The 24474-nt window shown below is 36.6% G+C and carries 28 protein-coding genes; 8 read left to right on the plus strand and 20 right to left on the minus strand.

The features are described from left to right. Positions 1-11: 11 nt before the first annotated feature. The 5 genes from DM558_RS12030 to choX form a co-directional block, all read right to left on the minus strand. Positions 12-1463, minus strand: a complete 1452-nt coding sequence (locus DM558_RS12030; protein WP_127164224.1) for a glyceraldehyde-3-phosphate dehydrogenase — start codon at positions 1461-1463, stop codon at positions 12-14. 106 nt (positions 1464-1569) lie between these two features. After that, positions 1570-2469, minus strand: coding sequence for a lipid A hydroxylase LpxO (lpxO, locus tag DM558_RS12035; RefSeq protein ID WP_109701484.1), 900 nt, complete (start codon positions 2467-2469; stop codon positions 1570-1572). Between the two features lie 145 nt (positions 2470-2614). Further along, positions 2615-3052 carry a D-aminoacyl-tRNA deacylase gene (gene dtd / locus DM558_RS12040; protein WP_127164225.1) on the minus strand — a complete coding sequence of 146 codons (438 nt, stop codon included), beginning with the start codon at positions 3050-3052 and terminating at the stop codon, positions 2615-2617. Positions 3053-3061: 9 nt separating this feature from the next. Beyond that, on the minus strand, positions 3062-4021 hold the full coding sequence (gene pip / locus DM558_RS12045) for a prolyl aminopeptidase (RefSeq protein WP_127164226.1): 960 nt from the start codon (positions 4019-4021) through the stop codon (positions 3062-3064). A gap of 22 nt (positions 4022-4043) precedes the next feature. Further along, a complete protein-coding gene (choX, locus tag DM558_RS12050) occupies positions 4044-5000 on the minus strand; it encodes a choline ABC transporter substrate-binding protein (protein ID WP_228411742.1) in 957 nt (318 codons plus the stop codon). A gap of 149 nt (positions 5001-5149) precedes the next feature. Here choX and DM558_RS12055 point away from each other — a divergent pair, with 149 nt between their 5' ends. Further along, positions 5150-5953, plus strand: a complete 804-nt coding sequence (locus DM558_RS12055) for a hydroxymethylpyrimidine/phosphomethylpyrimidine kinase (protein WP_127164227.1) — start codon at positions 5150-5152, stop codon at positions 5951-5953. Beyond that, positions 5950-6573: a thiamine phosphate synthase gene (gene thiE, locus DM558_RS12060; RefSeq protein ID WP_127164228.1), complete on the plus strand. Its 624-nt coding sequence runs from the start codon at positions 5950-5952 to the stop codon at positions 6571-6573. The genes DM558_RS12055 and thiE overlap by 4 nt, the downstream gene beginning before the upstream one ends. A gap of 85 nt (positions 6574-6658) precedes the next feature. On the opposite strand, the gene recN is transcribed toward thiE, so the two are convergent. Further along, positions 6659-8329, minus strand: coding sequence for a DNA repair protein RecN (recN, locus tag DM558_RS12065; RefSeq protein WP_127164229.1), 1671 nt, complete (start codon positions 8327-8329; stop codon positions 6659-6661). 132 nt (positions 8330-8461) lie between these two features. Here recN and DM558_RS12070 point away from each other — a divergent pair, with 132 nt between their 5' ends. Beyond that, the gene (locus tag DM558_RS12070; protein ID WP_127164230.1) at positions 8462-9349 is read left to right on the plus strand and encodes a lysophospholipid acyltransferase; all 888 of its coding nucleotides are present in this window, start codon (positions 8462-8464) and stop codon (positions 9347-9349) included. Positions 9350-9392: 43 nt separating this feature from the next. After that, the gene (locus DM558_RS12075; protein WP_127164231.1) at positions 9393-9779 is read left to right on the plus strand and encodes a hypothetical protein; all 387 of its coding nucleotides are present in this window, start codon (positions 9393-9395) and stop codon (positions 9777-9779) included. Between the two features lie 69 nt (positions 9780-9848). Here DM558_RS12075 and DM558_RS12080 read toward each other — a convergent pair whose 3' ends face one another. The 3 genes from DM558_RS12080 to DM558_RS12090 all read right to left on the minus strand — a co-directional run bounded on the left by DM558_RS12080 (position 9849) and on the right by DM558_RS12090 (position 12361). Continuing rightward, the gene (locus tag DM558_RS12080) at positions 9849-10346 is read right to left on the minus strand and encodes a lipocalin-like domain-containing protein (protein WP_127164232.1); all 498 of its coding nucleotides are present in this window, start codon (positions 10344-10346) and stop codon (positions 9849-9851) included. 133 nt (positions 10347-10479) lie between these two features. Beyond that, the gene (locus DM558_RS12085) at positions 10480-11259 is read right to left on the minus strand and encodes an RraA family protein (protein ID WP_228411743.1); all 780 of its coding nucleotides are present in this window, start codon (positions 11257-11259) and stop codon (positions 10480-10482) included. Between the two features lie 619 nt (positions 11260-11878). Beyond that, positions 11879-12361 carry a GlcG/HbpS family heme-binding protein gene (locus DM558_RS12090; protein WP_127164233.1) on the minus strand — a complete coding sequence of 161 codons (483 nt, stop codon included), beginning with the start codon at positions 12359-12361 and terminating at the stop codon, positions 11879-11881. Between the two features lie 199 nt (positions 12362-12560). On the opposite strand from DM558_RS12090, the gene uraH reads away from it, so the two are divergent. Continuing rightward, a complete protein-coding gene (gene uraH / locus DM558_RS12095) occupies positions 12561-12971 on the plus strand; it encodes a hydroxyisourate hydrolase (RefSeq protein ID WP_127164234.1) in 411 nt (136 codons plus the stop codon). A 131-nt stretch (positions 12972-13102) separates the two neighbouring features. On the opposite strand, the gene DM558_RS15850 is transcribed toward uraH, so the two are convergent. The 5 genes from DM558_RS15850 to DM558_RS12120 form a co-directional block, all read right to left on the minus strand. Next, positions 13103-13261, minus strand: coding sequence for a DUF5131 family protein (locus tag DM558_RS15850; protein WP_228411744.1), 159 nt, complete (start codon positions 13259-13261; stop codon positions 13103-13105). Positions 13262-13773: 512 nt separating this feature from the next. After that, positions 13774-13935, minus strand: a complete 162-nt coding sequence (locus tag DM558_RS16070; protein ID WP_127164235.1) for an integrase core domain-containing protein — start codon at positions 13933-13935, stop codon at positions 13774-13776. Between the two features lie 147 nt (positions 13936-14082). Next, positions 14083-14859: an aliphatic sulfonates ABC transporter ATP-binding protein gene (gene ssuB, locus DM558_RS12110; RefSeq protein WP_127164236.1), complete on the minus strand. Its 777-nt coding sequence runs from the start codon at positions 14857-14859 to the stop codon at positions 14083-14085. After that, on the minus strand, positions 14856-15641 hold the full coding sequence (ssuC, locus tag DM558_RS12115) for an aliphatic sulfonate ABC transporter permease SsuC (RefSeq protein WP_127164237.1): 786 nt from the start codon (positions 15639-15641) through the stop codon (positions 14856-14858). The genes ssuB and ssuC overlap by 4 nt, the downstream gene beginning before the upstream one ends. 11 nt (positions 15642-15652) lie before the next feature. Continuing rightward, the gene (locus tag DM558_RS12120; protein ID WP_127164238.1) at positions 15653-16633 is read right to left on the minus strand and encodes a sulfonate ABC transporter substrate-binding protein; all 981 of its coding nucleotides are present in this window, start codon (positions 16631-16633) and stop codon (positions 15653-15655) included. A 392-nt stretch (positions 16634-17025) separates the two neighbouring features. Here DM558_RS12120 and ssuD point away from each other — a divergent pair, with 392 nt between their 5' ends. The 3 genes from ssuD (at position 17026) to DM558_RS12135 (ending at position 19992) form a co-directional block, all read left to right on the plus strand. Continuing rightward, positions 17026-18153, plus strand: coding sequence for an FMNH2-dependent alkanesulfonate monooxygenase (ssuD, locus tag DM558_RS12125; protein WP_127164239.1), 1128 nt, complete (start codon positions 17026-17028; stop codon positions 18151-18153). A 187-nt stretch (positions 18154-18340) separates the two neighbouring features. After that, positions 18341-18919 carry an NADPH-dependent FMN reductase gene (gene ssuE, locus DM558_RS12130; RefSeq protein ID WP_127164240.1) on the plus strand — a complete coding sequence of 193 codons (579 nt, stop codon included), beginning with the start codon at positions 18341-18343 and terminating at the stop codon, positions 18917-18919. 5 nt (positions 18920-18924) lie between these two features. Then, positions 18925-19992 carry a sigma-54 interaction domain-containing protein gene (locus DM558_RS12135; protein WP_127164241.1) on the plus strand — a complete coding sequence of 356 codons (1068 nt, stop codon included), beginning with the start codon at positions 18925-18927 and terminating at the stop codon, positions 19990-19992. 73 nt (positions 19993-20065) lie between these two features. Here the strand turns inward: DM558_RS12135 and DM558_RS12140 are convergent, their stop codons facing one another. The 6 genes from DM558_RS12140 to DM558_RS12165 form a co-directional block, all read right to left on the minus strand. Next, entirely contained in the window at positions 20066-20461 is a 396-nt protein-coding gene (locus DM558_RS12140; RefSeq protein WP_127164242.1) for a TniB family NTP-binding protein, read from the minus strand. Beyond that, positions 20454-20732: a hypothetical protein gene (locus DM558_RS12145; protein ID WP_127164243.1), complete on the minus strand. Its 279-nt coding sequence runs from the start codon at positions 20730-20732 to the stop codon at positions 20454-20456. The genes DM558_RS12140 and DM558_RS12145 overlap by 8 nt, the downstream gene beginning before the upstream one ends. Before the next feature lie 93 nt (positions 20733-20825). Further along, the gene (locus tag DM558_RS12150) at positions 20826-21296 is read right to left on the minus strand and encodes a hypothetical protein (protein ID WP_228411745.1); all 471 of its coding nucleotides are present in this window, start codon (positions 21294-21296) and stop codon (positions 20826-20828) included. A gap of 35 nt (positions 21297-21331) precedes the next feature. Then, positions 21332-21736 carry a hypothetical protein gene (locus tag DM558_RS12155; RefSeq protein WP_127164245.1) on the minus strand — a complete coding sequence of 135 codons (405 nt, stop codon included), beginning with the start codon at positions 21734-21736 and terminating at the stop codon, positions 21332-21334. 475 nt (positions 21737-22211) lie between these two features. Continuing rightward, positions 22212-23444 (minus strand): WD40/YVTN/BNR-like repeat-containing protein, encoded by a 1233-nt coding sequence (locus tag DM558_RS12160; protein ID WP_127164246.1) that lies wholly within the window; start codon positions 23442-23444, stop codon positions 22212-22214. Between the two features lie 56 nt (positions 23445-23500). Further along, on the minus strand, positions 23501-24466 hold the full coding sequence (locus tag DM558_RS12165) for a hypothetical protein (RefSeq protein ID WP_127164247.1): 966 nt from the start codon (positions 24464-24466) through the stop codon (positions 23501-23503). Positions 24467-24474 lie beyond the last annotated feature (8 nt).

Raw genomic sequence — 24474 nt, forward strand, 5'->3', positions numbered from 1 at the left:
ATAGTTAATCCTTAATCTTTAGGAAAAGCTAACCGTCTTACATTCGCAATGTTTTCAACAATACGAATCACTTGTGAACTATAACCAAACTCATTGTCATACCATACATACAACACAGCATGATTATCAGTACAAATTGTTGCCGCAGCATCGACAATACCCGCATGGCGAGAGCCAACAAAGTCGCTTGAAACTACTTCTGTAGAATCAATAAAATCTATTTGTCTATTTAACTTAGAATGTAATGCCATATTCCTTAAATAGTCATTTAATGCTTCTCTGGTTGTTGTCTTACCAAGATTTAGATTAAGAATGGCTAAAGAAACGTTAGGGGTAGGTACACGTATAGCATTACCTGTTAATTTTCCTGCCAACTCAGGAAGGGCCTTAGCAGCTGCCGTTGCAGCCCCAGTTTCGGTAATAACCATATTAAGTGCAGCACTACGACCACGACGGCTTCCTTTATGGAAGTTATCAATTAAGTTTTGGTCATTTGTATAGGAATGTACAGTTTCTACGTGGCCATTTTCAATACCAAACTCATCATTAACGACCTTTAATACAGGAACGATGGCATTGGTTGTACAAGAAGCGGCTGAAATAATTTTATCATCTTTGGTAATTAAATTATCATTAACACCATAAACAATATTTTTTAACTTTCCTTTACCTGGGGCTGTTAAAATAACACGTGACACACCTGGGCATTTTAAATGTTGGCCTAAACCCTCTTCATCACGCCATTTACCGGTATTATCAATGACAATCGCATCATTAATACCATACTGAGTATAATCAACAGTGCTAGGGTCACTTGAATAAATAATTTGGATTAAACTACCATTGACAGAAAGTGTATTATTTTTTTCATCTACAATGACAGTGCCTTTAAAAGCTCCATGAACAGAATCTCTGCGTAATAAATTAGCACGTTTCTCTAAATCATCTTCAGAACCTTTACGAACAACAATAGCTCTTAATCTTAAGCCATCACCACTACCTGTTCTTTCAATCATAATACGCGCTAATAGGCGCCCAATACGACCAAAACCATAAAGAACTACATCAGCACCACAATCAGCAGGTTGATCTTCTTGCTTATCAATAATATCAACAAGTTCTTTTCTTAAAAAAGCATCAGGTGTTAAAGACTTTTCATCGCGATACTTAACGGCTAAACGTCCAAGATCAATAGAAGCAGATCCTAAGTTTAACTCAGACATAGCAACCAAAAGTGGATAGGTCTCTTTGACTGAAAGTTCAGCTTCACTTCCAAAACGGTATTGGGTTGAGGCATGAATTTGCAAAATAGAAACAACCGATTGGTTAATTAGGCTCACACCGTAAATAGAAGTAACGACGTGATTCTTACGATATAATTGACCAACTAGCGGGATCATGTTTTCGGCTAATGTTTCACGATCAGTCCACTCAGTAAGACATTTTTGTGATGTTTGTGACACTTACACACCTTCCATTCGTTAATTAGAGGATAAAGGACTGTTCTATTATGCCAAAAAAAAGGCTACTCCATCAATGAAAAGGAATAGCCTTGATGATTATAATTGGTTAAATGATCCAAATAATCCAAATAATGAAGAGTAAAAACAACCATTGTTCCAAATAATAACGGAAACGGTTTCTTTTCTTTAACTCTTTACCACGAGCACGTATTTTATAAAGATACCCAAAAGCTTTATTAATAGCGCCTGTTTTATCCCCTTCTTCATTAGGGGAGGCCGCAGCAGCCACAATATTTTTACCAACCCAATGATTAAACGCTGTAGCCCAACGATATTTCAATGGTCGATCCATATCACAGAAGAAAATAAGACGACGATGATCTGTCATATTTTCAGCATAATGAATATAGGTCTCATCAAAAATAACCCCCTCACCATCACGCCAAGAGTATTTTTCGCCATCAACATCAATAAAACAACGATCATCATTAGGCGTATCTAAACCTAAATGATAGCGTAAAGATCCAGAGTAAGGGTCACGATGAGTCACAAGCCTAGCCCCAGGGGGAAGCTCTGTAAACATAGCGGCTTTAACTGTAGGAATATCCCTTACGAGTGCTGTAGTATAAGGGCATAACTCCATTGCTGATGGGTGGCTATCGCCATACCACTTCAAGTAAAAACGCTTCCATCCTTTACGGAAAAAAGAATTAAATCCTGCATCATCTAACTTATCAGAGCCTTTCACTTTACCAGCTTCTAATAAACGCTCGCCTTCTTCCTTAATTTTTTCCCAGTTTTCTTCAAATACTTTCAGTTCTGGATAAATATCTGTCGAATAAAACGGTTGGCTAGGCAACTTTGACGTTAGATAAATAATAGAATTTAAGGGTGCTAAAAAGGTCGAGTGATCTTTTATTTGACGTGACCATTTATGACGAACACGCCCACGGAAATGCACAAACAACACACTCGCAATAAGCAATCCAATAATGATAATTTTCAATTATTCCACCTACCTATTGTATAAATTTATTGTGATAAGCTTTTTAATACAAATACTTTATTAAAGAAGCACTATAATAACAAGTTAATCTAGTCCTATAAATATGGCGCTAAAAAATAATAGGGATATATAGCCTCAAATCAAACTATACCTCTAACAAAAATGTCACAGGCCCATCATTGATAAGATCAATTTGCATATGCGCACCAAACTGCCCAGTTGCTACAATGTCATATTTCTGTTTAGCTTGGCCTAATAAATAATTAAACAACTGCTCACCTAACAAAGGATCTGCCGCACTTGAAAAACTAGGTCTTAAGCCACTTTTGGTATTAGCTACTAGCGTAAATTGTGATACCAATAATAAACCACCATGAATATCAAGTAGCGATTTATTCATCTTATCATTTTCATCAGAGAAGATTCGATAATTTAATAATTTGTGCAGTAATTTATCAGCTCTATCTGAAGTATCATCTGATTCCACACCGACTAGTGCCAATATACCCGTATTAATTTCACCTATAATAATTTTATCAACAGAAACACTTGCATGTGCGACTCGTTGTATTAATGCTTTCATATAATTTGCCTAAAATTGCGTTAATAACCGATGAGCTATGTTATAGGTGGCTCTAATCAATGCATCGGCGGTACCACGCTCGAAGGCGGAATGCCCTGACTCACCGATAATATTTAACTCACTATTTGGCCACAACTTGTGCAATTGCCAAGCATTATCTAATGGGCAGATAACATCATAACGCCCATGTACAATAACGCCAGGGATATGAGCAATTTTATCCATATCGTTTAGCAACTGATTAGGTTCTAAATGGGCATTATTCATAAAATAATGACATTCAATACGCGCCATTGCTAGTGCTTTTTTAGGTTCTAAAAAAGTATCTGATACTTTAGAGTTAGGCACAAGTGTTATTGTACGCCCTTCCCAACCAGACCAAGCCTTTGCCACCTCAAGCTGAATAGTTTCATCCGTACTTGTTAATCGTTTATAAAATGCTTGGACTAGATCATTGCGCTCATTGATAGGAATAGGAGCAATATAATCCTCCCAGAAATCTGGAAATAGACGACTAGCTCCCTCTTGGTAAAACCATTTAATCTCTGATGGGCGACACAAAAAAATCCCCCTCAAAATTAAACCCAATACTCGATTCGAATGCGCTTGTGCATAAGCTAAAGCCAATGTTGATCCCCAAGACCCACCAAAAACGACCCATTGGTCTATTAAGAGCTTTTGACGAATAACCTCAATATCAGAAACTAAATCCCATGTAGTATTATTTTCCAAACTAGCATAGGGAGTCGATTTCCCACAGCCGCGCTGATCAAATGTAATAATACGATAAATCGTTGGATCAAAAAAGCGTGCACTGTTTTCATCGCATCCCCCGCCTGGGCCCCCATGTAAAAACAATACTGGTAATCCTGTAGGCGAACCACTTTCCTCTACATGTAGAATATGTGGCTCAGCAACATTCATCTTATGCACAGCATAAGGCTTAATCTCTGGAAATAGTGCATGCATAATTTTATTTCATTCCATTAAGTTATTTTGCTAAAGACTTCTTAACAACGGTCACACCCTCTTCACCATTAACATCTTTAATACCCGCTAGCCATGTTTTTAATAAATCTGGATGTTTTTGTAAATACGCTTTAGCCGCTACTTTAGCTGGTACTTTATTTTCTAAAATATCCGCCATTAGTGCATTTTCCATATCCACTGTAAAGCGAATCTGGCTCACTAATTTAGCCTCAGCTGGACAACGTTTTTGGAAATCAGATGAAATCAGTGTAAATACTTTGGCACTACCATAGTTAGCACCGAATACTTCATCCCCCCCCTCTAAATACTTCATATCAATTTGACGATTCATAGGGTGAGGCTCCCAACCCAAAAACACAATGGGTTTTTTGGCTTTAACTGCACGCTGTACTTGACTAAGCATAGCCGCTTCGCTTGATTCTCTTAATTTAAAACCACCTAAATCAAAAAGATTTTCGGTTATCATTTTATCAATAAGCATATTGCCATCATTACCAGCCTCGACACCAAATATCTGCCCATTAAGCTCCTTTTTAAACTTAGCAATATCACTGAATGATTTAAGACCCGCATCATAAGCATAAGTAGGAACTGCAAGCGTGTACTTAGCACCCTCTAGATTTGCCTTTTCAGGCACAATGATTGTTTTATCAGCAATATAAGGTGCTGCTAACGTATCCATCGTTGGTGACCAATAACCTAAGAAAGCATCTATTTTTCCTCTTGAAACACTGGTAAAAGCGATAGGAACAGAAATAGTAGGAACACTTACATTAAGCCCTAAACCTTCAGCAACAACACTTACCATTGCTGTTGTTGCACTAATATCAGCCCAACCAGACTCTGCTAGCTTAATACTTTGACAACTCGTTGATAACTGCGATTCATCAGCAAACACAAATAGACTGGTTGTTAACCCTAATAATCCTGTACATAACATCGTTCTCAACTTGCGCACTTCTTATCTCCCAATATTACAATTCGTTGCTAGTCACATTACGCTATTTTATCTTGATAGCAAAATATTCTTTATTCATTTAAGATAGACTTAAGATAAATTATCAGATATTTTACTTCATTACCCTTAATAGATTGTGTTAATTTCTTATGAGCCATAACAATTATACATCTCGCCCTATCGTACTCTGTCTATCTGGTCATGACCCTAGTGGTGGAGCAGGAATCCAAGCAGACATAGAAGCAATACTTGCTCAAAATTGCCATGCAGCCCCAACTATCACAGCATTAACTGTACAAAATACAGTAGATGTTATCGATTTTAAAGTACTTGATAGAGAATGGGTATTAGCACAAGCCAATGCTGTATTAAAAGATATGTCCGTATCCGCCATTAAACTAGGTATGCTTGGCAATATGGAGATGGTTGATACTATTATTGAAATAGTTAAAGAAAACCCTAATCTACCTCTTGTTTGCGATCCTGTTTTACGTGCAGGTGGTGGTGGTGCTTTGGGAAAAGGGGATATTGCTTATGCTATACGAGAAAAACTGTTACCCCTTGCGACAATTGCCACTCCTAATCTTCCAGAAGCACGCATTCTAGCAGAGCTTCCAGAAGGCTCTGCCGATGAGTGTGCCGAAAAACTTTTATCGTATTGTAAACACCTACTCATTAAAGGTGGACATGAGTCAGACCCCATCATTTCTAATCGGCTATATAACCAACAAGGTGAGCGACACATTTTTACCTGCGAACGCTTACCGGGCAACTTCCATGGTTCAGGCTGTACACTCGCCAGTGCTTTATCAGGACGTCTCGCTCTTGGTGAAGAACTGGTCAGCGCTGTTGAAACAGCATTAAGTTATACATGGAGAACACTGAGAGATGCTGAGTCTCCAGGGCATGGCCAATACATTCCCCGTCGTCTACCATTAGACTTCTGCTCATGAAATTACATGGTCTTTATGGTATAACTGATACTGAATTATTAGCCAATGGCCGCCTATTACCTTATGTAGAGGCAGCCTTAAAAGGTGGTATGCAGGTTTTACAATACCGAGATAAAACACAAGACACAGCTCGTCGCTATGAAGAAGCAACCGCACTCAAACAACTATGCTCTCATTATAATGCACAACTAATTATCAATGATGACCTGTTATTAGCTAAAGAATTAGCCGTTGGCTTACACTTAGGACAAGAAGATGGTTCTATTACAAAAGCTCGCCAATTACTTGGTAACAATGCCATTATCGGCGCTACTTGCCATGGTAGTATCGATCTTGCTCAACGTGCTAAAGCAGAAGGCGCCAGCTACTTGGCCTTTGGTCGGTTCTTCCCCTCAAAAACGAAACCTAATGCAAAACCTGCTGACATTAATGTATTAAGTGAAGCAAAAGCACTTGGACTAACCATCTGTGCCATTGGTGGTATAACGCTTAATAATGTTCATTTACTGACTAAACAAGGCGTAAACTTAATTGCTGTAGTCAATGAACTATTTGATGCCAATAATGCCGAACAAGTAGAAAAAAGAGCAAAACAGCTCGTTAGTACTATCTTTCTCTAGTAAAAATCTATTTATCTCGACACCATACACATATTAATTAAATTAATACTGTTTGATGCGACACCTATAGTCACCTTAAATATCTTTATTTTTGAGAGTCTTGCAATAACTTTTCTGCATGGGCTAAAGACTCTTTGGTTAAATCAACCCCACCAAGCATCCGAGCAACCTCTTCTATGCGCTGGGTTTGATCTAATAAAGATACGGCCGTTTGCGTACTATTTTTAGTTCGCTCTTTATGAACAAATAGATGATGATGCCCCTGTGCCGCTACTTGAGGCAAATGCGTTACGGTTAAAACTTGACCTTTCTCACCTAATTTACGCAGTAATTTACCTACTATTTCAGCAGTAGGTCCTCCAATCCCTACATCCACCTCATCAAAAACTAAAGTTGGAACACGAGAGGTTTGAGCAGTAATCACTTGAATGGCTAAACTGATTCGAGAGAGCTCACCACCTGATGCCACTTTGCTCAATGCTCGAACTGGCTGACCCGGATTACCACTAACTAAAAACTCTATTGTTTCTAAGCCCTGTACAGAAGGCTCTGATAAATCCATTTCTTTTAAAACAATATTAAACAAGCCCCCTGGCATACCAAGGGTCTGCATTTCTTTTTGAACTGCCTTAGCCAATGATTCAGCTGCTTTTTTACGTTGTGCCGATAGCTGAATAGCTAATTTTTGATAATCCTTCCCTAGCTTTTCTAAATTCTCATATAAGGTTTCTAATTGCTCATCTCCTGATTCGATACTCGCCAATTCTTCTTGTAATTGCTGAGTTAATACGTGGAGCTCATTAGGCTGAACATGATGTTTTCTAGCAAGACTATAAATCGTATCTAAACGATCCTCCACTTGTTGTTGACGTTGTGGGTCTGCATCAAAATGATCAACAAAGTGATTAATTTCTGTAATGGCTTCTTCCAATTGAATTTGTGCATTACTTAACATCATCGTAGCTTCTGACAAACCATCAATTGGTTCTTTAAAACTACTTAAACGGCGAACACTGGCACCAAGCACAGATAAAATATTTGCCTCATCATTGGCACACATATCCAATACTTGCTGACAAGCGCTTAAAATACTGTCTGACTGACTTAAGTTCTTTTGCTCAGTCTCTAACAGCTCAACCTCATTCTCAGCCAAAGCTAGTTTTTCTAACTCATCTAACTGATAACTTAATAATTGCTGTTTAGCTTGTTGCTCGGCACTATTGCTAGATAGATTATGTGTTTTTTGCTGCAATTGTTTCCACTGTAAGGCTGTGTGCTTAACCTTATCTGCTAAGGCAGTACTCCCGGCGTAATCATCTAATAACTGGCGATGAGTCTCTAATTTTAACAGTGACTGATGTTCATGCTGGCTATGAATATCAATCAAAAACTCACCCAATAACTTTAATTGGCCTAAAGGACAAGGAGTTCCGTTAATATAGCCTCGCGAACGGCCATCTTTATTAATCACACGTCGTAATAAGCATAAATCATCATTGGCCAAATCATGCTCAATTAACCATGCTTTAGCTTCAGGAATATGGGTTAAATCAAAACTGGCTAAAATATCTGCCTTATCCGCACCTTGACGTATCACACTATTATCACAACGATCACCTAAAGCAATACCTAATGCATCTAGCATAATAGATTTACCAGCACCTGTTTCACCTGTAATGACCGTCATTCCCGACATCAACTCCAAGTCCAGATACTCAACAATTGCGTAATTTCGAATAGCAAGATGCGTTAACATAACTGATTAGCCTTTCTCTATTTTTAACTTATCTATTATAAGCCATTAACAAATAAAACGTGATCTATCCCCCCATTATTCTTGAGTAAATGTTAAAATAAATGAGGTAATTTACAGATTAGAGATCAAAACGTGAAAAAATTTAGAGGCCGATTCGCTGTAGGATTTATCCGTTTATTAGCATTACTTCCATGGGGAGGCGTACAAAGAGTAGGTGGCTTTGTAGGACTCCTTATGTGGATATTTCCTAATCGCTCTAAGCAAGTCGCATTAATCAATCTCGCTAAATGTTTTCCTGAGCTATCGCCCAAAGAAATCCATAAACTAGCCAAGCAAACCCTTATCAATCAAGGAAAAACTATGGCAGAAAGTGCCTGTGCTTGGTGCTGGCCACCTGAAAAAACCCTAAAATACATAAAGCAAGTAGAAGGTTTAGAGTTTTTAAAAAATGCTATTGAGTCTGGTAAAGGTGCTGTAGGCATTACAAGCCATCTAGGTAATTGGGAAATTCTTAATCATTATTACTCTAGCTATTGTAACCCTGTTATTTTCTATCGTCCCCCAAAATTAAAAGAGCTTGATGAATTCTTAAAAAAGCGCCGTGTACAAATGGGCAATCGGGTAGCTCCCTCAACCAAAGAAGGTATCTTAAGTGTTATTAAAGAAATACGTAGAGGTGGTTGTGCGGGTATACCAGCAGACCCGGAGCCCTCTCGCTCATCTGGAGTATTCGTTCCCTTTTTCGCAACCCAAGCGCTAACCAGTAAATTTGTACCCAGCATGGTCACAGAAAAAAAAGCGATTGCGTTTGTTGGGCACGCCATCCGCTTAGATGACGGTTCTGGTTACAAAGTCATTTTTGAAGAAGCACCAGAGACCATCTATAGCAAAGACCTTACAGAAGGTACAGAAACCATGGGGCAAATTATTGAAAACTGTGTAAAACGTTGGCCTACACAATATATGTGGAGCATGAAGCGATTTAAACAGCGCCCAGAAGGAGAAGCCCGCTGGTATTAAAACATAACAACTAAACAAACTAATCAAACAAAAAGGAATCATAATGTCTTTAAGTGATATTTTATCTCAATACACAAAACTGGCCGGTCAACTTTCTGGTGAAAGTCAGGGCTCTGGACTTTTAGGCATGGCTAAAAGCTTAATCGGTAATGAAGCAGCCAGTACATTGATCCAAAAGTTTTTAACTAACTTGTCTCCTGATATTATTCAAAAGCTATCGGCTCTTAAGGTATTAGGTGATAGTTCTACGCCGCAACCTAACTCATCAGAAAGCTTCATTGATTTATTCAAAACTCTTTCAGAAAAATTTACCAACCAAGACACTAACCAACAAGTTGCTGATCTTGCGAAACCCGACAATGCTAATCTTGTTGGTAAAGCGCTTGATATTGCAAAAAGCTTAGGAATCAATTTAGATAACCTTATCTAAATCATAGGTAATTAATAATTTGCAGGTCTATAATCAAGTGTTATAAACAATAGACCTGCAAACTTTCATCTATTGCTTAAAGCGCTCAAAAGTAATAATACTGCGTGTTTCTCCTTTATCAGCCCAATTAGGCATTACACGCCATGGAGTTAATACTTGTAGCTTATCGCCTTCTATTTTAAACTGACGAGCTTGCTCCGTACCTACCCATGCAGGGTTCCAAGCAACCTGTACAGAAGTAATCCACTTATCGCCTTCTATTCTATAAGCGCCTGCATAAGCAACCATTGTATCAAGTAATTTTGCTTTTTCTTCGGTTGTTGTAGCTGGCTTACGATCATCGCCTGTTAACATAAACCATGTACGTCCCTCGGGAGTAAAGATAGTATATCCAGAAGGATGAGCACCCATTGGAGGGAATTTTTCTCCTGTAGCTTTTACTTCAATATTATAAGAAACTAGTTGCCAAATACCCTGTATCTGCTTTGCATTATCTCCAGCAAATGCTGGGCGAAAAGCTGTAAAAATGATGATAGATGCAATAAATAAAACTCTTTTGATGGTCATAATTTGCTTCCTATTCTCAATTACTTTTAGTTAAATTAACCTAATAATAAAGCCTTTAGGTTAAAAGATAATATAATAAATAGATATAGCCCACCACTATTAGACGTGGTGAACTATAAATTGCTTAATAGATCTATTTGTAAACATCATCAATAATTTGTACTGACTTTTCTTTCAATGCTTTATCAATCCAAGAATAATCACGACTTCCATTCGTAATTTGCTCAATTAACTTAGCCTCTCCTGCATTTTTTTTCATTGATTGTTCAAGTACATATTGTGCAGATTGTGGCTCTATAACAACAACCCCATCATCATCACCAACAAGAATATCTCCAGGACGCACAACAACACCGCCAACACTAATAGGTGTATTTATTTCACCAGGGCCATCTTTATATGGACCTGCAGGTGTAATACCCGCGGCATACACAGGAATATCTGTTTGTTTAGCAAGATAATCTGAATCGCGAACAGCACCATCAACAACAATACCACCAAGTTTTCTTTGAATAGCCGTACGAACCATCTGTTCGCCTATAATAGCATTATCTAACTTACCCTCTGCGTCAATCACTATAATATCGCCAGGCTGAGCCATACTTATAGCTTTATGCGCCATTAAATTATCGTCAGACCTCACCTTAACCGTAAAGGCTGGGCCAAGTAAATTATTTTTATTTATTTTCTTTATTCGAGCATCCATTACTTTAGTACGGTTCATCATATCTGCAATATTAGCTACTGGGATATTATGGAATCCTTCTACCAGTTTAGGATCAGGACGATTAACCTTTGTAAAAATTCTAAATCCAACATTAGAGGCGGTGTTTTCCTGCGCAATCGAAAATACTGAAAAGCAGGTTACCATAACAGAAAGAAAAATTTTGCATTTCATATTATTTTGCTTCATAAAACTCTCCAAGTTTAAATTTCTAAGTGCCCCTAGTCATTAGGAATAGCACACTGAGATTATAAGCTATCTTTATTTTTATAGATAACATACCTACTCATGGTTTTATGGTATAAATCAATTAATGGTAGAACTTTTAAAAATAGATATACATGGCTATATCCATCTTATTATTGGAACGATTACTTATTCTTATAGTTTTCTTATTACTATTTCATTTACTATGAGGAATGACAAAAAATATTTTCACTGTAGGCTCTCATAATTAATGAAATAACAAACTGTATATTTCCAAATATTATAACTTTATTGATATTATCAAATTGAGTCTACTCTTAGATAAAATGAAAAAAATAATATTTTTTCTCAAAATTGCTGTTTAATGTCTCAAAACTTATTTTAGACTAACTCATTGAGAATTTAATTTTAAGAATGTTTTTTGAAAATATATCCTTTTGGGTACACTCTATAAAAACATAGAGGTAAAATATTTACCCTTAAATGTCGCATTGTAGCGTTAACCAGAGAGTTTATCACTTAAAAAAGTGCTTAGCATAATTATTAGAGATATAGCACCTCTTAATCTATAGGCCTAGCCTTCTATATAACTTTATATCAGCTATTTATTAATGGTTTTCTCAATACCTTTAATAGCACATTTATTATCAAACTCAGACCCACCCATACCAGCTACACCTACGGCCCCAATGACCTGGTCTTTGTATATAACGGGTGCCCCACCTCCAAGTAAAAGTAATTCATTGACAGTGGTTAAATTAGCCATTTCAGGGTTATCTTGAGCTTTTTTCATTAATTCATAGGTGTTAGATTTAGTAGATAAAGCCGTATATGCTTTGCGCTGTGCAGCTAAAGTATTATGTGGGCCTACATTATCGCCTCTCATTACTATAACAATATTACCTGCACTATCAACAACAGACACAGTACCTGTTTTACCCAGCTTGTTGCACTCAGCAAGGATATTTCTTCCCAAGTTATTAGCTAATGACAATTTCATTTCATACTTTTGTATTGGCTCAAACGTTTCTGCAAAGCAAGGAATACCCATTACTAATAAGTATGTTAACAAACTTTTTTTCATCAATTCACCATGATTAAGATTTAAATATTGAAAACTAATTATAATATTAAAACCATGCTATATTAGCATTTAAAAATACTTTAGATAACTAACGACTTTCGTAGCATTCCACTATTTAACCCAGACTATATATTATATTGGGAATAATAAAGCGCAATGAAAAATGTTAAAAACTCAACATATTTATAAGGATACCTAAATGAATAAAATTAACTTGTTTCTTTTAAGCTTTATAAGCTGCTTGTCATTCATTGCGAATGCGGGGCCTAACCCTCTAAGTGTTCATGTATTAAATTTACAAAATGGTTTACCTTCCAGCGGCATAGAAGTTAAACTTGAACAAAGGACAGAAAATGGCTGGAAACTATTAAACTCAGCAATAACTAATGAACAAGGACGTATAACTGATTTATACCCTGAGGGTGAAAAAATCGACTCAAAAGCTACTTACAAAGTAACTTTTGAAACTGGTAAATGGTTTGAAAAAAATAAGACGGAAACATTTTTTCCAGAAGTACCTGTTATATTCAAAGCAAATGGCAATTTAAAGCATTACCATATACCGCTCTTACTCAGCCCTTATGGATACTCAACTTATAGGGGAAATTAACTTGTGTCATATGAGCTGCCCTCATTTTGGTGGGCAGCTATTTTACGCTGTAAAGTAAAGTGTTAGTTCTCACAATTGCTGAAATATTCAGCACCTGTTTTATAATGGTTGTAGCAATTCTTGAGATTTTCTCACTTATCCGCCAATAAACAAATTTTGCTACCTACTTTGTGCAATCTCACATAACCTGAAATTGCTTGAAAAGGGTTACATCCAGGTGATACTTTCGTACAGCCTACGATAGGATTCCAAGTACGTTCAGTCCATTCAATCTTACTTTTGGTAGCCATAGAAAAAGTCTAATCTTCATTAAAGTTCATATATCAGCACAGGTTATTGTATTGTTAATTAAAAGATAAAAGAAGAAGAGTTAGTACAACCCATTAGCAATATATGTTTTTTTGAGGTGATTAAAATACAAAAAAGCTAATATTTGAGACTATTTTGCATTTATTAAAATGTTTTCAATTATTTTTATAGTACGCTTTGATAACTTTTACTTAAGTAATTTTGAGAAAAATTATTAATACTTATGAGAAACCATTTCACTTATTATGAGAAATGGTTTCACTATTTTGAGAATTTATTTCATTAATTATAGCTTACATAAACTTATCAATTTGAAATCATACCCACATACAAAATGATAAAAACAACATAATTCTCATTTAAAGTGAAAATAAATCAGGCAGTCCGTTAAGAGCGAACAGCAGACATTAGCCTATCTATTAAAATGACATTAATAATAGATAAACCCACACTTTAGTGGAGAGTTATTTTAAATTATTTATACCATTTATTTTCAAATTGAACGGTATAAATAATTTAAATGAGTATGTTTTCTTACAGAATTATAGTAAATTTCAGTGTACCATAAGATCATTGATTTAGCCTGAGCAATATTTTCGAGTTTATGTTGGTATATCCATTCTGTTTTAAGGGTATGAAAGAAGCTTTGAGCCACTGTATTATCTTAAACGCATATCACTCAAGGTGTGTTTATTTAGTAGGGGCTGGCCTTCATCAAGTTTTTTGTAATATGATTAATCGAGATTAATTTTTTCCATTGCTAAGTGCTTAAAATCTATCCCCTTAATCAAGAGAATAGACTTTATACAGCAATAGATAAAAGTGTTTTTCTATTGGTTTGGACTGTATGAGTATTTTCCCTTTTAAGAATACGATTTAATACCAATGCTTCTAAATCTGCTAATTCATGCGTCAACCTATGACGTGAGCGAGCTAGATTAACATTTAAATCTAAACCTATTTGCCCTTCTTCAATCAAAACAATACGATCTGCCAAAATTACTGCTTCACTAACATCGTGTGTTACCAGTACGACTGTAAACTGGTGTTGCTGCCAGAGCTTTTCTATCAATTGTTGCATTTCTATTCTTGTCAGTGCATCCAATGCACCAAGGGGTTCATCTAGCAAGAGCAAATTTGGTTTATGCACCAGCGCACGCGCCAAAGCGACACGTTGTTTTTGCCCTCCTGACAAGGTGGATGGCCAAACATCTGCTTTATCGGTCAAGCCAACAGACTCTAAAGCTTTATAAGCAGCTTTACGCCATTGTCCTGAGAGCCCTAAGCCAATATTATCTATAACCTTTTTCCATGGCAATAAACGATCATCTTGAAACATAAGTCGTGTATTAACATCCGCTTTTTGGATCGGTTGGTGATTAAATAATAATTGTCCCTGTGATGCCTTCTCTAAACCAGCTAACAGGCGTAGCAGAGTACTTTTGCCACAACCACTGCGTCCAACAACAGCAACAAACTGCCCTGGAGTAATAGTCAAATTGATATTATTAATAATATTTTTCTGTCCAAATTGTTTATGGAGTTGATTTAAGATAATCGCTACACCTGATTGTTTCATTGTATTACTCCTGTCTGATAAGTGGGATGCCAACGTAAGCAAATGCGTTCTAGCGCGCGTGCCATCACATCGGCTAGTTTGCCTAATATGGCATATAAGATAATAATAAATACCACAACATCTGTTTGCAAAAACTCCCGTGCATTCATCGCTAAGTAACCAATTCCCTCGTTAGCTGAAATGGTTTCTGCGACAATTAACGTTAACCACATAAAACCTAATGAAAATCGAACACCTACCAAAATTGAAGGCAATGCTCCTGGCAAAATAACGTGAATAAACAGTTTTATACCTGAAAGACCATAACTGCGAGCCATTTCCAACAAATCTTGATCGATTTGCTTAATACCATGGTACGTATTAAGGTAAATGGGGAATAACGCGCCTAAAGCCACCAAAAATATTTTAGAGGCCTCATCAATACCAAACCAAAGAATAACCAATGGGATAAGTGCTAAATGTGGAATATTACGAATCATTTGAACCGTACTGTCTAAAAGCTTTTCACCCCATAAAGACAACCCTGTAACCAATCCCAACAATAACCCAACCCCACCGCCAATCATAAATCCGATAGAAGCACGCCAAGTACTCACAGCTAGATTTTGCCATAACGCGCCGGTGTGAGTTAATTCCCAACCTGCTTCAACAATAGCACTAGGAGCTGGTAAGGTACGATTGGCAATCCATCCCAATTCTGATCCTACTTGCCAAACAATCAACAAACTTAATGGAACAACCCAAGGTAGTATTTTTTTTACAAACCAATTCTTTACTGACATTTTAAGTCTCCTTAGTTTGAATGTGCTTGGTCTGAGGGTGAAGAACTTTCAGGAGACCAAATAATCTCTCCCACAGTTAATTTCTTAGGTATTAATTTCAGATCATAAAAAGTATCTGCAATTTTTTGCTGATACTTGATAACGTCCGGTGTAATATACTGCGTTCCATATTTTTTGCGAGTTACAGCAAGAGAGGTGGCCTCTTTTGATAACCCTATTACTGGGGCAATAATATCTGTTACTTCTTCTGGCTTATTGGTTGGCCAATCACCTATTTTTTGTAACTCTTCAACCAAGGCTGTTAAGATTTGTGGATTTTTTTCTGCATAAGAACGGCTTGCAATATAAAACTGGTAATTGTCTACAATCCCCGTACCATCCCTTAGGTTCTGAGCCTGAATTTGTGTTTCTGCAGCAGCTTGAAAAGGATCCCAAATAGCCCAAGCATCTACTTGATTACTTTCAAACGCCACACGCGCATCAGAAGGTGTTAAATAAACAGGCTTAATATCACTGTATTTTAAACCCACTTCATCTAGCGCCTTGACTAATAAATAATGGACATTTGAGCCTTTATTAAGTGCTACTCTTTTACCTTTTAATTCAGCCACTGACTTTATGGTTGATCCTTTAGGTACTAAAATAGCTTCACTTTTAGGTGCGGCTATTTCATTGGCTACGTACACAAGATCTGCATTCGCTGCTTGCGCAAAAATTGGTGGTGTCTCACCCACTGTTCCAAAATCAATACTACCGACATTTAACCCTTCAAGAAGCTGCGGCCCCGCAGGAAATTCAATCCATTTTATTTTTATTCCTTCTTTAGCTAAGCGCTCGTCTAATGTGCTTCTATTTTTTAACAGTACCAAATTACCATATTTTTGATACCCTATTCTTAGCTCTTTTGTTTGTTGTTCATTAGCAATTACTTGCAAAGAAAGAATGGTTAAAACAATAACAATAATGGCTTTTAGTAAATAATTTGCTTGCATTTTAATCTCCCCAATCACTGTAATTATTGCTCATCTAGTAAAAAGTTGATTCAGTACTTAAATTCAGTATGCAAAAAAAAATCATTTAAGAAAAAGAATAAAAGGCACTTTATATATTTCCTTTAGTTATAATAAAAAATGATTTTATAATTTGTTGCTATATAAACACTTGATTAACAATATTGTTGCTAATGCAACACTTATCACTTACTAAATATTTACATTAATCACATTATCAAAATAATTTATTCATACTTATCAATATGTTAAAAATTTCTCTCTCTTCTTGATGCATTGGCATGCATTTTGTTTATATCCAATCATTCTAAATAAAGTTTAATTTAGTCAATTTAAGAATATTTAACTGTGTAAACATAAAAGAGGAATTTAAAATGAGCCAAGAAATATTTTGGTTTTTACCCACGTCTGGTGATACACGCTATTTAGGTGAATCAGAAACAGCAAGGCCAGCTACCATTCAATATATGAGCCAAATCGCTCTAGCGGCTGAAAACTTGGGCTATGATGGACTATTAATACCGAATGGAACAGGCTGTTTAGATCCTTGGATTACAGCAGCAACTCTCGCTCCCGTTACACATAAAATTAAACTACTTGTTGCATTACGTACCTCTGCTGGCAATCCAACGGTCATCGCTCGCCAAACAGCGGCATTAGATCAAGCCTTAAAGGGCCGACTATTACTCAATATTGTTGCAGGTGGTGATGAGAAAGAATTAGCTACCGAGGGTATTTTTCTCAATCATGACCAACGCTATGAAATCACAAATGAGTTTATTACTGTTTGGCGTGACTTATTGACAGGAAAAACCGTTGACTACCAAGGTCAATATATTCAAGTAAAACAGGCGCGTAATATCTTTGAAACGATTCAAAAACCTTACCCACCTCTCTACTTTGGTGGCTCCTCAAATATTGCACATGATATTGCGGCCAAGCAGGTAGATGCTTATTTAACATGGGGAGAACCTCCCGCGGCTGTGGCTGAAAAAATTGATGATGTTCGAACACGTGCTGCAAAACTGGGACGCACGGTTAAATTTGGCGTTCGCTTACAAGTTATTGTTAGAGAAACCAATGAGGAGGCATGGGCAGAAGCAGAGCGACTCATTAGCCGATTAGATGACAAAACCATTGCTAATGCACAAGCTAATTTTGCGAAAATGGATTCAGTAGGGCAGCAAAGAATTACAGCATTGCATCAAGGTAAACGTGAGAAACTAGAAATAAGCCCTAATCTCTGGGCAGGTGTTGGTTTAGTTAGAGGAGGTGCTGGTACCGCTTTAGTAGGTGATCCTGAAACCGTAGCCGCGCGCCTCAAAGAATATGCAGATTTAGGGGTTGATACTTTCGTTTTATCGGGTTACCCCCATTTAGAAGAATCCATTCGATTTGCAGAACTTGTTTTCCCTCTTTTACCGGGAAAAAAAGGCGTTAATATTGTGGCCAATGCCACCGGAGGAGCATTTGACACAAAGCCAATTGCCGTGGCTAGTTAAAGATTTAGAAAAACTCCCTTGATTGAAAGATCAAGGGGGATATTAGCAACCCAATCAAAAAAAACTAAGATGATATACCTATTATTTATAGCAATTAGCTATAACAACATAATAATAAATTCTTTTTAGTTATTTATTTACTCGCATAGACTGATTATGCATTACTGATACCATAAGGATACTTTGTATGTTTATTGTTGCCATTGGCGGAAGCCCCAATCAAAAATCACGCTCCAGCGAATTATTGAATTACAGTATCGACTACCTTGAACATCATGGTATTGAAAGCTATACGGTCACTGCTCACGATTTCGTGGCCGAAGACCTATTGTATGCCAACTTCAATAGCCCCAGTATAAAATTGCTGAACGAAAAAATTGCCAAAGCAGATGGAATTATCATCGCAACCCCTATTTATAAAGCCGCTTACAGCGGCGTATTAAAAACTATCTTAGATTTAATCGCAGAACGCGGTTTGTTAAATAAAATAATACTCCCCATTGCCACAGCAGGCACTCATAACCATTTTCTTGCCCTAGACTATGCGCTTCGACCAATCATTACCGCACTTAAGGCCAAAGAAATTCTACACGGTATTTTCGCCACTGATAATCAGATTCAATACGCCACATCAACACAACCGCTATTGTTTGATCCCTCACTAAAAGCTCGGTTAATTGAGTCATTGAATGAATTTATCGCAACCCTTCACCATCAAAAAACAAACACACTAGCCATTCATCCTCTGTTAGCTGAAGCTATTTAAATACCATGACTGAAAATACTCGCTTATTCAATCTTCCCTACTCCCCAGCTTTAGCCACGTCTATCCGAGCGACAGCACAAACTTTTGAAGACCCAGAATCAAAAGCATTGCTTCTTTATTTACACCAAATAGCACCCAGCGAAGCCAGCGTTTTAATCATCGGCGAAACAGGTACAGGAAAGGAGCTTGTCGCAAGGCATATTCACAGCTTAAGTACGCGAGCCAACAAGCCTTTCATCGCGGTTAACTGTGGTGCTTTTACTGAAACACTGGTCGAAACTGAACTTTTCGGACAAACTAAAGGGGCATTTACTGGTGCGATTTCAGACAAAGCAGGTTGGTTTGAAGAAGCCAATGGCGGCACTTTATTTTTAGATGAAATAGGTGATCTACCACTGGCTGTACAAGTTAAATTATTACGTGTCTTGCAAGAAAGAGAGGTCATAAGAATTGGATCAAGAAAAAGTATTGCCATCGATGTTCGTATTATCGCCGCCACTAATGTAGAATTAGAAAAAGCCATTATGGCAGGCAATTTTCGAGAAGATCTGTATTATCGTCTCAATGTAGCTCCTATCAAACTTCCACCTTTACGTGAGCGACAAGGTGATATTCTGCCCTTAGCCCATTATTTTATTCAAGAATATGCCAAACGGCTCAATAAACCACCCGCACAACTCGATACAAATGCAGAAAAAAAACTTTTAACCTACAAATGGCCTGGTAATATTCGTGAGTTAGAAAATGTTATTCACCACACTCTTTTAATCTGTCAAACACATATCATTAACGCCCAAGATTTACATTTTTCATCTCGCGCGATAAAATTTTTTTCAGCACAAGAATCTTACGAAAATCTGAGCGCTGATGAGTTACTGATAAAAGCTTACAAACGATTCTTTGAGGAACAGCCAGACAATCTCTACAAGCATTTAGAAAAACTCTTATTTCGTGCCGCTTATCAATACAGTTTTCATAATCAAGTCCATACTGCTCAATTGCTTGGCATTAGCCGCAATATTCTACGTGCCAAATTAATTGAGCATAAAGAGCTGGTCGTTAATAAACGCTGACAAACCAAAGATATGTTCAATAGTCTCTGCCGTCATCGTTCAGCTGTTATACCCCGCGTTAGTGGAGAGCAGATCAGACTTTCAAGACACCTAATCGATTAAAGAAATTATGTATTCTATGTGTTTTATCTATAGCCGATCCTTTATGAAATAATGGGTCACCTAATTTTATTAGTACTGTTTCGGCTAGATTTTTTACTGTTGGTAACGGTGGTGTATTGATAACGAGCACGGGTAAGATTAATCGGTCTTCTAACACGATAGGGGGAAATGATTTTGCTATTTGCTCTTTTAAGGTAGATTTTCCTGTACCTGAGTCTCCCACACAGATAAGATGCTGAGGAATACCGACTGAACAATTCATTTCATAGGCATTTACGATAAGCTCATAGGCCTGTTGAAGCTGCGGATGAATAATGACGGATTGTTTAATCTTGGCAATGGTTTTATGTATGAGCGATTTATCCATTATTTTGCTCTTGTTTTACGTAAGAAGTGATTACGTCAAAATCAAGTATATCCGATAGATCAAGCTCCATATTCAATGCTTTTTTATAATCTAATGGTTGGATTGTCTGACAGGATTTTTCAAGCTGTTGTTTCTTTAAACGTGCAACTTTGGTTTGTTCTCTAATCGATTTATTATTGGTCTTTTTAATTTGTTCTAACAAGTTAACCTTAGCAGCAAGTAGGTTATCTTCATTAAGAATTTTTTTACCTTGCTCTTTATAATTATCCAAGATGGCTTTATGTTGTCTGCGGGTTAAGTCTCTTATATATTCTTGATTGATACAGGGGATAGCAATGTATTCATTATTATAAGTATCATGTACCTATATAAAGGCTAAGTTATCAAAATCAACGCGTAGTAGCCTATGTTCTTTCGCGTTATAGTACAAATTAACGAACTGAATCCCCTGATGAGTAATCTTTCTTCTAAATTGGTGGCTAAGAATCAAACCTAAAGACTGCGCGCTTTCAGGAAGCAAAGGTTCAATGTGCTTTATACCCTCTTGCCACTCATTAAAAGGACTGCTTTGTAGAAGTTTATGAAGCGATTGGCAATAAACATCTATCAACCATTGATAAATAATTACCTTTAGCTCTTTTAAGGTTATACAGTCTTCATTGGCTGATTGGTAATCACCACGTTGTCTAATATTTGAAAAAGTCGTGCCTTTTAACTTATGGCAAACCTGTCTATTTAAGGTACCCAAAAACCTTTCTACACAGCCTTTGTAATGAGCTTGTTGCTTAGGACAATACACTAGCTCTATATTTAATTCTGCACATACTCGATGCAATTGCCCTGAGTGAAACTCTAATCCATTATCACAGATTAACGTGTTAGGAATACCATAAGCAGGCCATAGATTTTAATTGTTGGATAAGCTTCATTTATCCAATCTTTAAACCATATAGCCTGTTTTAATGCTTTCATCACAGATAATACGGAAGGGGGTTCAAAACCTATTTCCATATCTAACGGCATTCGTGATTTAACATCCAATAAACACGTTAAGTAGGGTCTGCCCTCAACAATGCCTGTTTCCTCATTAACCACCATAATATCTAATGGTGTATGATCAACCTCTACCCTTTCTAGAATATGTTTTGCGGTAATGCCCTTACCGACACTTCTAAAATAGTAATCCGCATTTTTACGACCATAGCGAGCAGCTCTTACTTCCAAGCATCCTATAAACAGTTGCTTGACTAGGTACATTAATCGGCTGAATGGCATTGTGATTGTATTCTTTAATTCTATGTACTAGCGAGATATAGTATCACTTTTTGAATTTTTTTCTCGACAAAGGTAAACATCATTAACCACTTCATCAAATATGCTAGGCAAGGACAGCCTAATATTATGCACTAATTTAACTATTGTAGGATCCCATAATTAATAAAATAAAGAATTACGGTTTTATAATAGGTTTCATTGTCAGTTCTCAATCAGTCTGCAACCAAGAAATACAAAATACCTGTAGTTCTAGAGTTTAACTATCATTTATGCGAAACAACCAACTCTTTCAAATTGAAACTACTGTCTTTTTGTAAGTCCATAATGATACTAATTTTAGGCTAATCCTCTCTAATAAATACTAATGTCTGTTCTCATATAAAATAATATTAAACCGAATGATTATCGTCCAAAGCGAATCACTATCCCTCGTTTTAGTAGGTTGTTATTATTTAAAGAACTAAATATCAACAACCTATAACACTTTAAAATATAAAGAATTTATTTTTAATAGCCAAACTGTGTTATTTTCTTTGTCAAAATAGCTTGCTCTTGCTGATGCACGCCCATCATTTATTGCTTGCCAACTATTTCCTTTATCTTTACTAATAAATGCAAAATCATTATCTTGTAGTCCTCCACTAGTCCATGTAAAGCCTGAAGTATAGAGTAAGTCGTTCTTGCCAAGATAAAGCTTACCTAAAAATAATTTTTTCCCAAAAACGTGCCTAACAACTTCTTTTTCATCCTGTAAATGGATAAAGCCTACTTCTTTATCTTTAGGATGAACATTAGGATCTGAAAAATTATAGTGTTCAGTTAATAAATAAAGCTCATTATTAGAGGAGACTTCAATGTCACTTACTTTAACATTATCAACAAAGGCTAATGGTTCTATTTGATTCATGTCAGAGAGATTATCAGACCATTTTAACTGATAAATAACCGAACCTTGCTTTTTTTCATTACTATCTTTTGGTTGCCACCTCTTTATAAAGCCAACGATTAATAAATTACCTTCGCCGTCTATCGTATAAGCGTCAAAGGTGGTTATTTCATTTTGATAACGTTCTAAGGCTGTATCGCCTATGCCAACATTTGATAGTTGTTTGGGGATAATAATTTTTTGCCAGCTCTCACCACCATCTTCAGTTCTCCATAAACTTGGTCCTCCAGCAACGATATATCCTCTCTTTCCATCTTGGGCAAATAAAATTTGTGTAATTCTATTATGCTCTGGCCAAGCTAATTTTTTAAAAATTTCGCCACCATCCACAGACTTATAGATAGAAAAATAAGTAAAATTAATGTACTCATCTTCTGATACATACTCATTAATTTTATGATTATCAAGCCAATCTGATGTTACATAAATAGTCTTAGTATCATCACTTATCCACCAGCTTCCATCCTGACCTTTGGTCTCAAAGCAAATGTTAACGTCGTTTTCTAGTGTGCCTTTTAAAACACGCACGCTCATACGATTAAGCACTTCATATGAGTCATTCATCCAATCTTCTTTGAACTCTGTTGTAGGAATGGGGTCATTATCGTTAACTGAGCTGACAGCCGTCTTAAACTCTAAGACGGGTTGTGTAACTTGCATTAAAAAAACATTATTGCCGTTTAAACGTAAATCTGCACCATCGTAGGGTTTAATATTTTTCATTAATTCTGTTTTGAAAGTCCATACATCTGAATTTCCCATACAATAACCTATTAACCCTAATATAATGAAAGCCAATAAAAAATAAGTTGTTTTTTTTAAAATTTTGATTTTACCCATGACCATAGGCCACCAGCACCCTTAACCACATAACCTGCTCCTTTCTTAATAGCATTAACATTTGTTTCAAAAACGTAAGAGCCTGCTTGCCATCCTGCATCTACTACTTCACCTGATGTATCTAAGGGGTGAGATACTTTATGAGGTACAACCTCCCATGCAACATCAACGGCTTGCTTCCATGTTTCGATATCTACCCATTCTTCAACGTTAGGTTGGCCAAACACTCTCGATAAATCAGCAATAGGAACATCTGCTATCCCAGCATCTAAATAAGCTGGGACATGTGAATTAAAAGCAAAGGTTTTAAATTTATCAGGTGTTATTTCCAATTGTTTCACTGGCACTGTCAAGGTAGATAGCTTTTTATTTGGATAACGCACAGAAGGTATTTTGATATCTGTTTTACTATTATTCGATAATAAACCTAATTCCATATATTTATGGAGCAACTTTCTTCCATTATTTAACCAAGTTTTTCCTTGAGTACTTCGCATTCTAGGAAGTAAATAGTGAGTAAAATTTGAGCAGTAATAATAACCATAAGCAATATAATAAGATGGTGGTTTATGTCCACAGCCTACATGGCGAGCACAAAAATTATGCCATCTCGACCAATTAGGGTCTGTACTTTCAGGAGGTATTAAGTCTTCGGTATTAGTACACAGCTTATAAAAAATATGTACTTTTTCGGGAATATCAAACGGTTCAATAGTGACAGCATAATCTAGAATCTTTTTAAAATTAACCCCTGTTTTATTCACTATCTCACCATCATAAGGGCGATAATAATAGACACAATTTCCTATTACATTATTTGGTGCAGCAGGCACAGTCAAAAGACACCTTTTTTGTGCGCCTCTAGCAACTGCTAATGATTGGTTAGCAGGTCCACTTTGACGCAATGGCTGCCCTATAATAAGCTCTTGTGCACCATCTCCCATATAACTAC

Source organism: Entomomonas moraniae (assembly GCF_003991975.1).
GTDB lineage: Bacteria > Pseudomonadota > Gammaproteobacteria > Pseudomonadales > Pseudomonadaceae > Entomomonas > Entomomonas moraniae.

What these genes read in the sequence shown, in the direction of transcription:
- dtd (WP_127164225.1), bottom strand. Translation starts at nt 3,052, where the DNA reads ATGAAAGCATTAATACAACGAGTCGCACATGCAAGTGTTTCTGTTGAT.
- pip (WP_127164226.1), bottom strand. Translation starts at nt 4,021, where the DNA reads ATGCATGCACTATTTCCAGAGATTAAGCCTTATGCTGTGCATAAGATG.
- DM558_RS12055 (WP_127164227.1), top strand. Translation starts at nt 5,150, where the DNA reads ATGAGCCATAACAATTATACATCTCGCCCTATCGTACTCTGTCTATCT.
- thiE (WP_127164228.1), top strand. Translation starts at nt 5,950, where the DNA reads ATGAAATTACATGGTCTTTATGGTATAACTGATACTGAATTATTAGCC.
- recN (WP_127164229.1), bottom strand. Translation starts at nt 8,329, where the DNA reads ATGTTAACGCATCTTGCTATTCGAAATTACGCAATTGTTGAGTATCTG.
- DM558_RS12075 (WP_127164231.1), top strand. Translation starts at nt 9,393, where the DNA reads ATGTCTTTAAGTGATATTTTATCTCAATACACAAAACTGGCCGGTCAA.
- DM558_RS12080 (WP_127164232.1), bottom strand. Translation starts at nt 10,346, where the DNA reads ATGACCATCAAAAGAGTTTTATTTATTGCATCTATCATCATTTTTACA.
- DM558_RS12085 (WP_228411743.1), bottom strand. Translation starts at nt 11,259, where the DNA reads ATGAAGCAAAATAATATGAAATGCAAAATTTTTCTTTCTGTTATGGTA.
- DM558_RS12090 (WP_127164233.1), bottom strand. Translation starts at nt 12,361, where the DNA reads ATGAAAAAAAGTTTGTTAACATACTTATTAGTAATGGGTATTCCTTGC.
- uraH (WP_127164234.1), top strand. Translation starts at nt 12,561, where the DNA reads ATGAATAAAATTAACTTGTTTCTTTTAAGCTTTATAAGCTGCTTGTCA.
- DM558_RS15850 (WP_228411744.1), bottom strand. Translation starts at nt 13,261, where the DNA reads ATGGCTACCAAAAGTAAGATTGAATGGACTGAACGTACTTGGAATCCT.
- ssuB (WP_127164236.1), bottom strand. Translation starts at nt 14,859, where the DNA reads ATGAAACAATCAGGTGTAGCGATTATCTTAAATCAACTCCATAAACAA.
- ssuC (WP_127164237.1), bottom strand. Translation starts at nt 15,641, where the DNA reads ATGTCAGTAAAGAATTGGTTTGTAAAAAAAATACTACCTTGGGTTGTT.
- DM558_RS12120 (WP_127164238.1), bottom strand. Translation starts at nt 16,633, where the DNA reads ATGCAAGCAAATTATTTACTAAAAGCCATTATTGTTATTGTTTTAACC.
- ssuD (WP_127164239.1), top strand. Translation starts at nt 17,026, where the DNA reads ATGAGCCAAGAAATATTTTGGTTTTTACCCACGTCTGGTGATACACGC.
- ssuE (WP_127164240.1), top strand. Translation starts at nt 18,341, where the DNA reads ATGTTTATTGTTGCCATTGGCGGAAGCCCCAATCAAAAATCACGCTCC.
- DM558_RS12135 (WP_127164241.1), top strand. Translation starts at nt 18,925, where the DNA reads ATGACTGAAAATACTCGCTTATTCAATCTTCCCTACTCCCCAGCTTTA.
- DM558_RS12140 (WP_127164242.1), bottom strand. Translation starts at nt 20,461, where the DNA reads ATGGATAAATCGCTCATACATAAAACCATTGCCAAGATTAAACAATCC.
- DM558_RS12155 (WP_127164245.1), bottom strand. Translation starts at nt 21,736, where the DNA reads ATGCCATTCAGCCGATTAATGTACCTAGTCAAGCAACTGTTTATAGGA.
- DM558_RS12160 (WP_127164246.1), bottom strand. Translation starts at nt 23,444, where the DNA reads ATGGGAAATTCAGATGTATGGACTTTCAAAACAGAATTAATGAAAAAT.
- DM558_RS12165 (WP_127164247.1), bottom strand. Translation starts at nt 24,466, where the DNA reads ATGGGAGATGGTGCACAAGAGCTTATTATAGGGCAGCCATTGCGTCAA.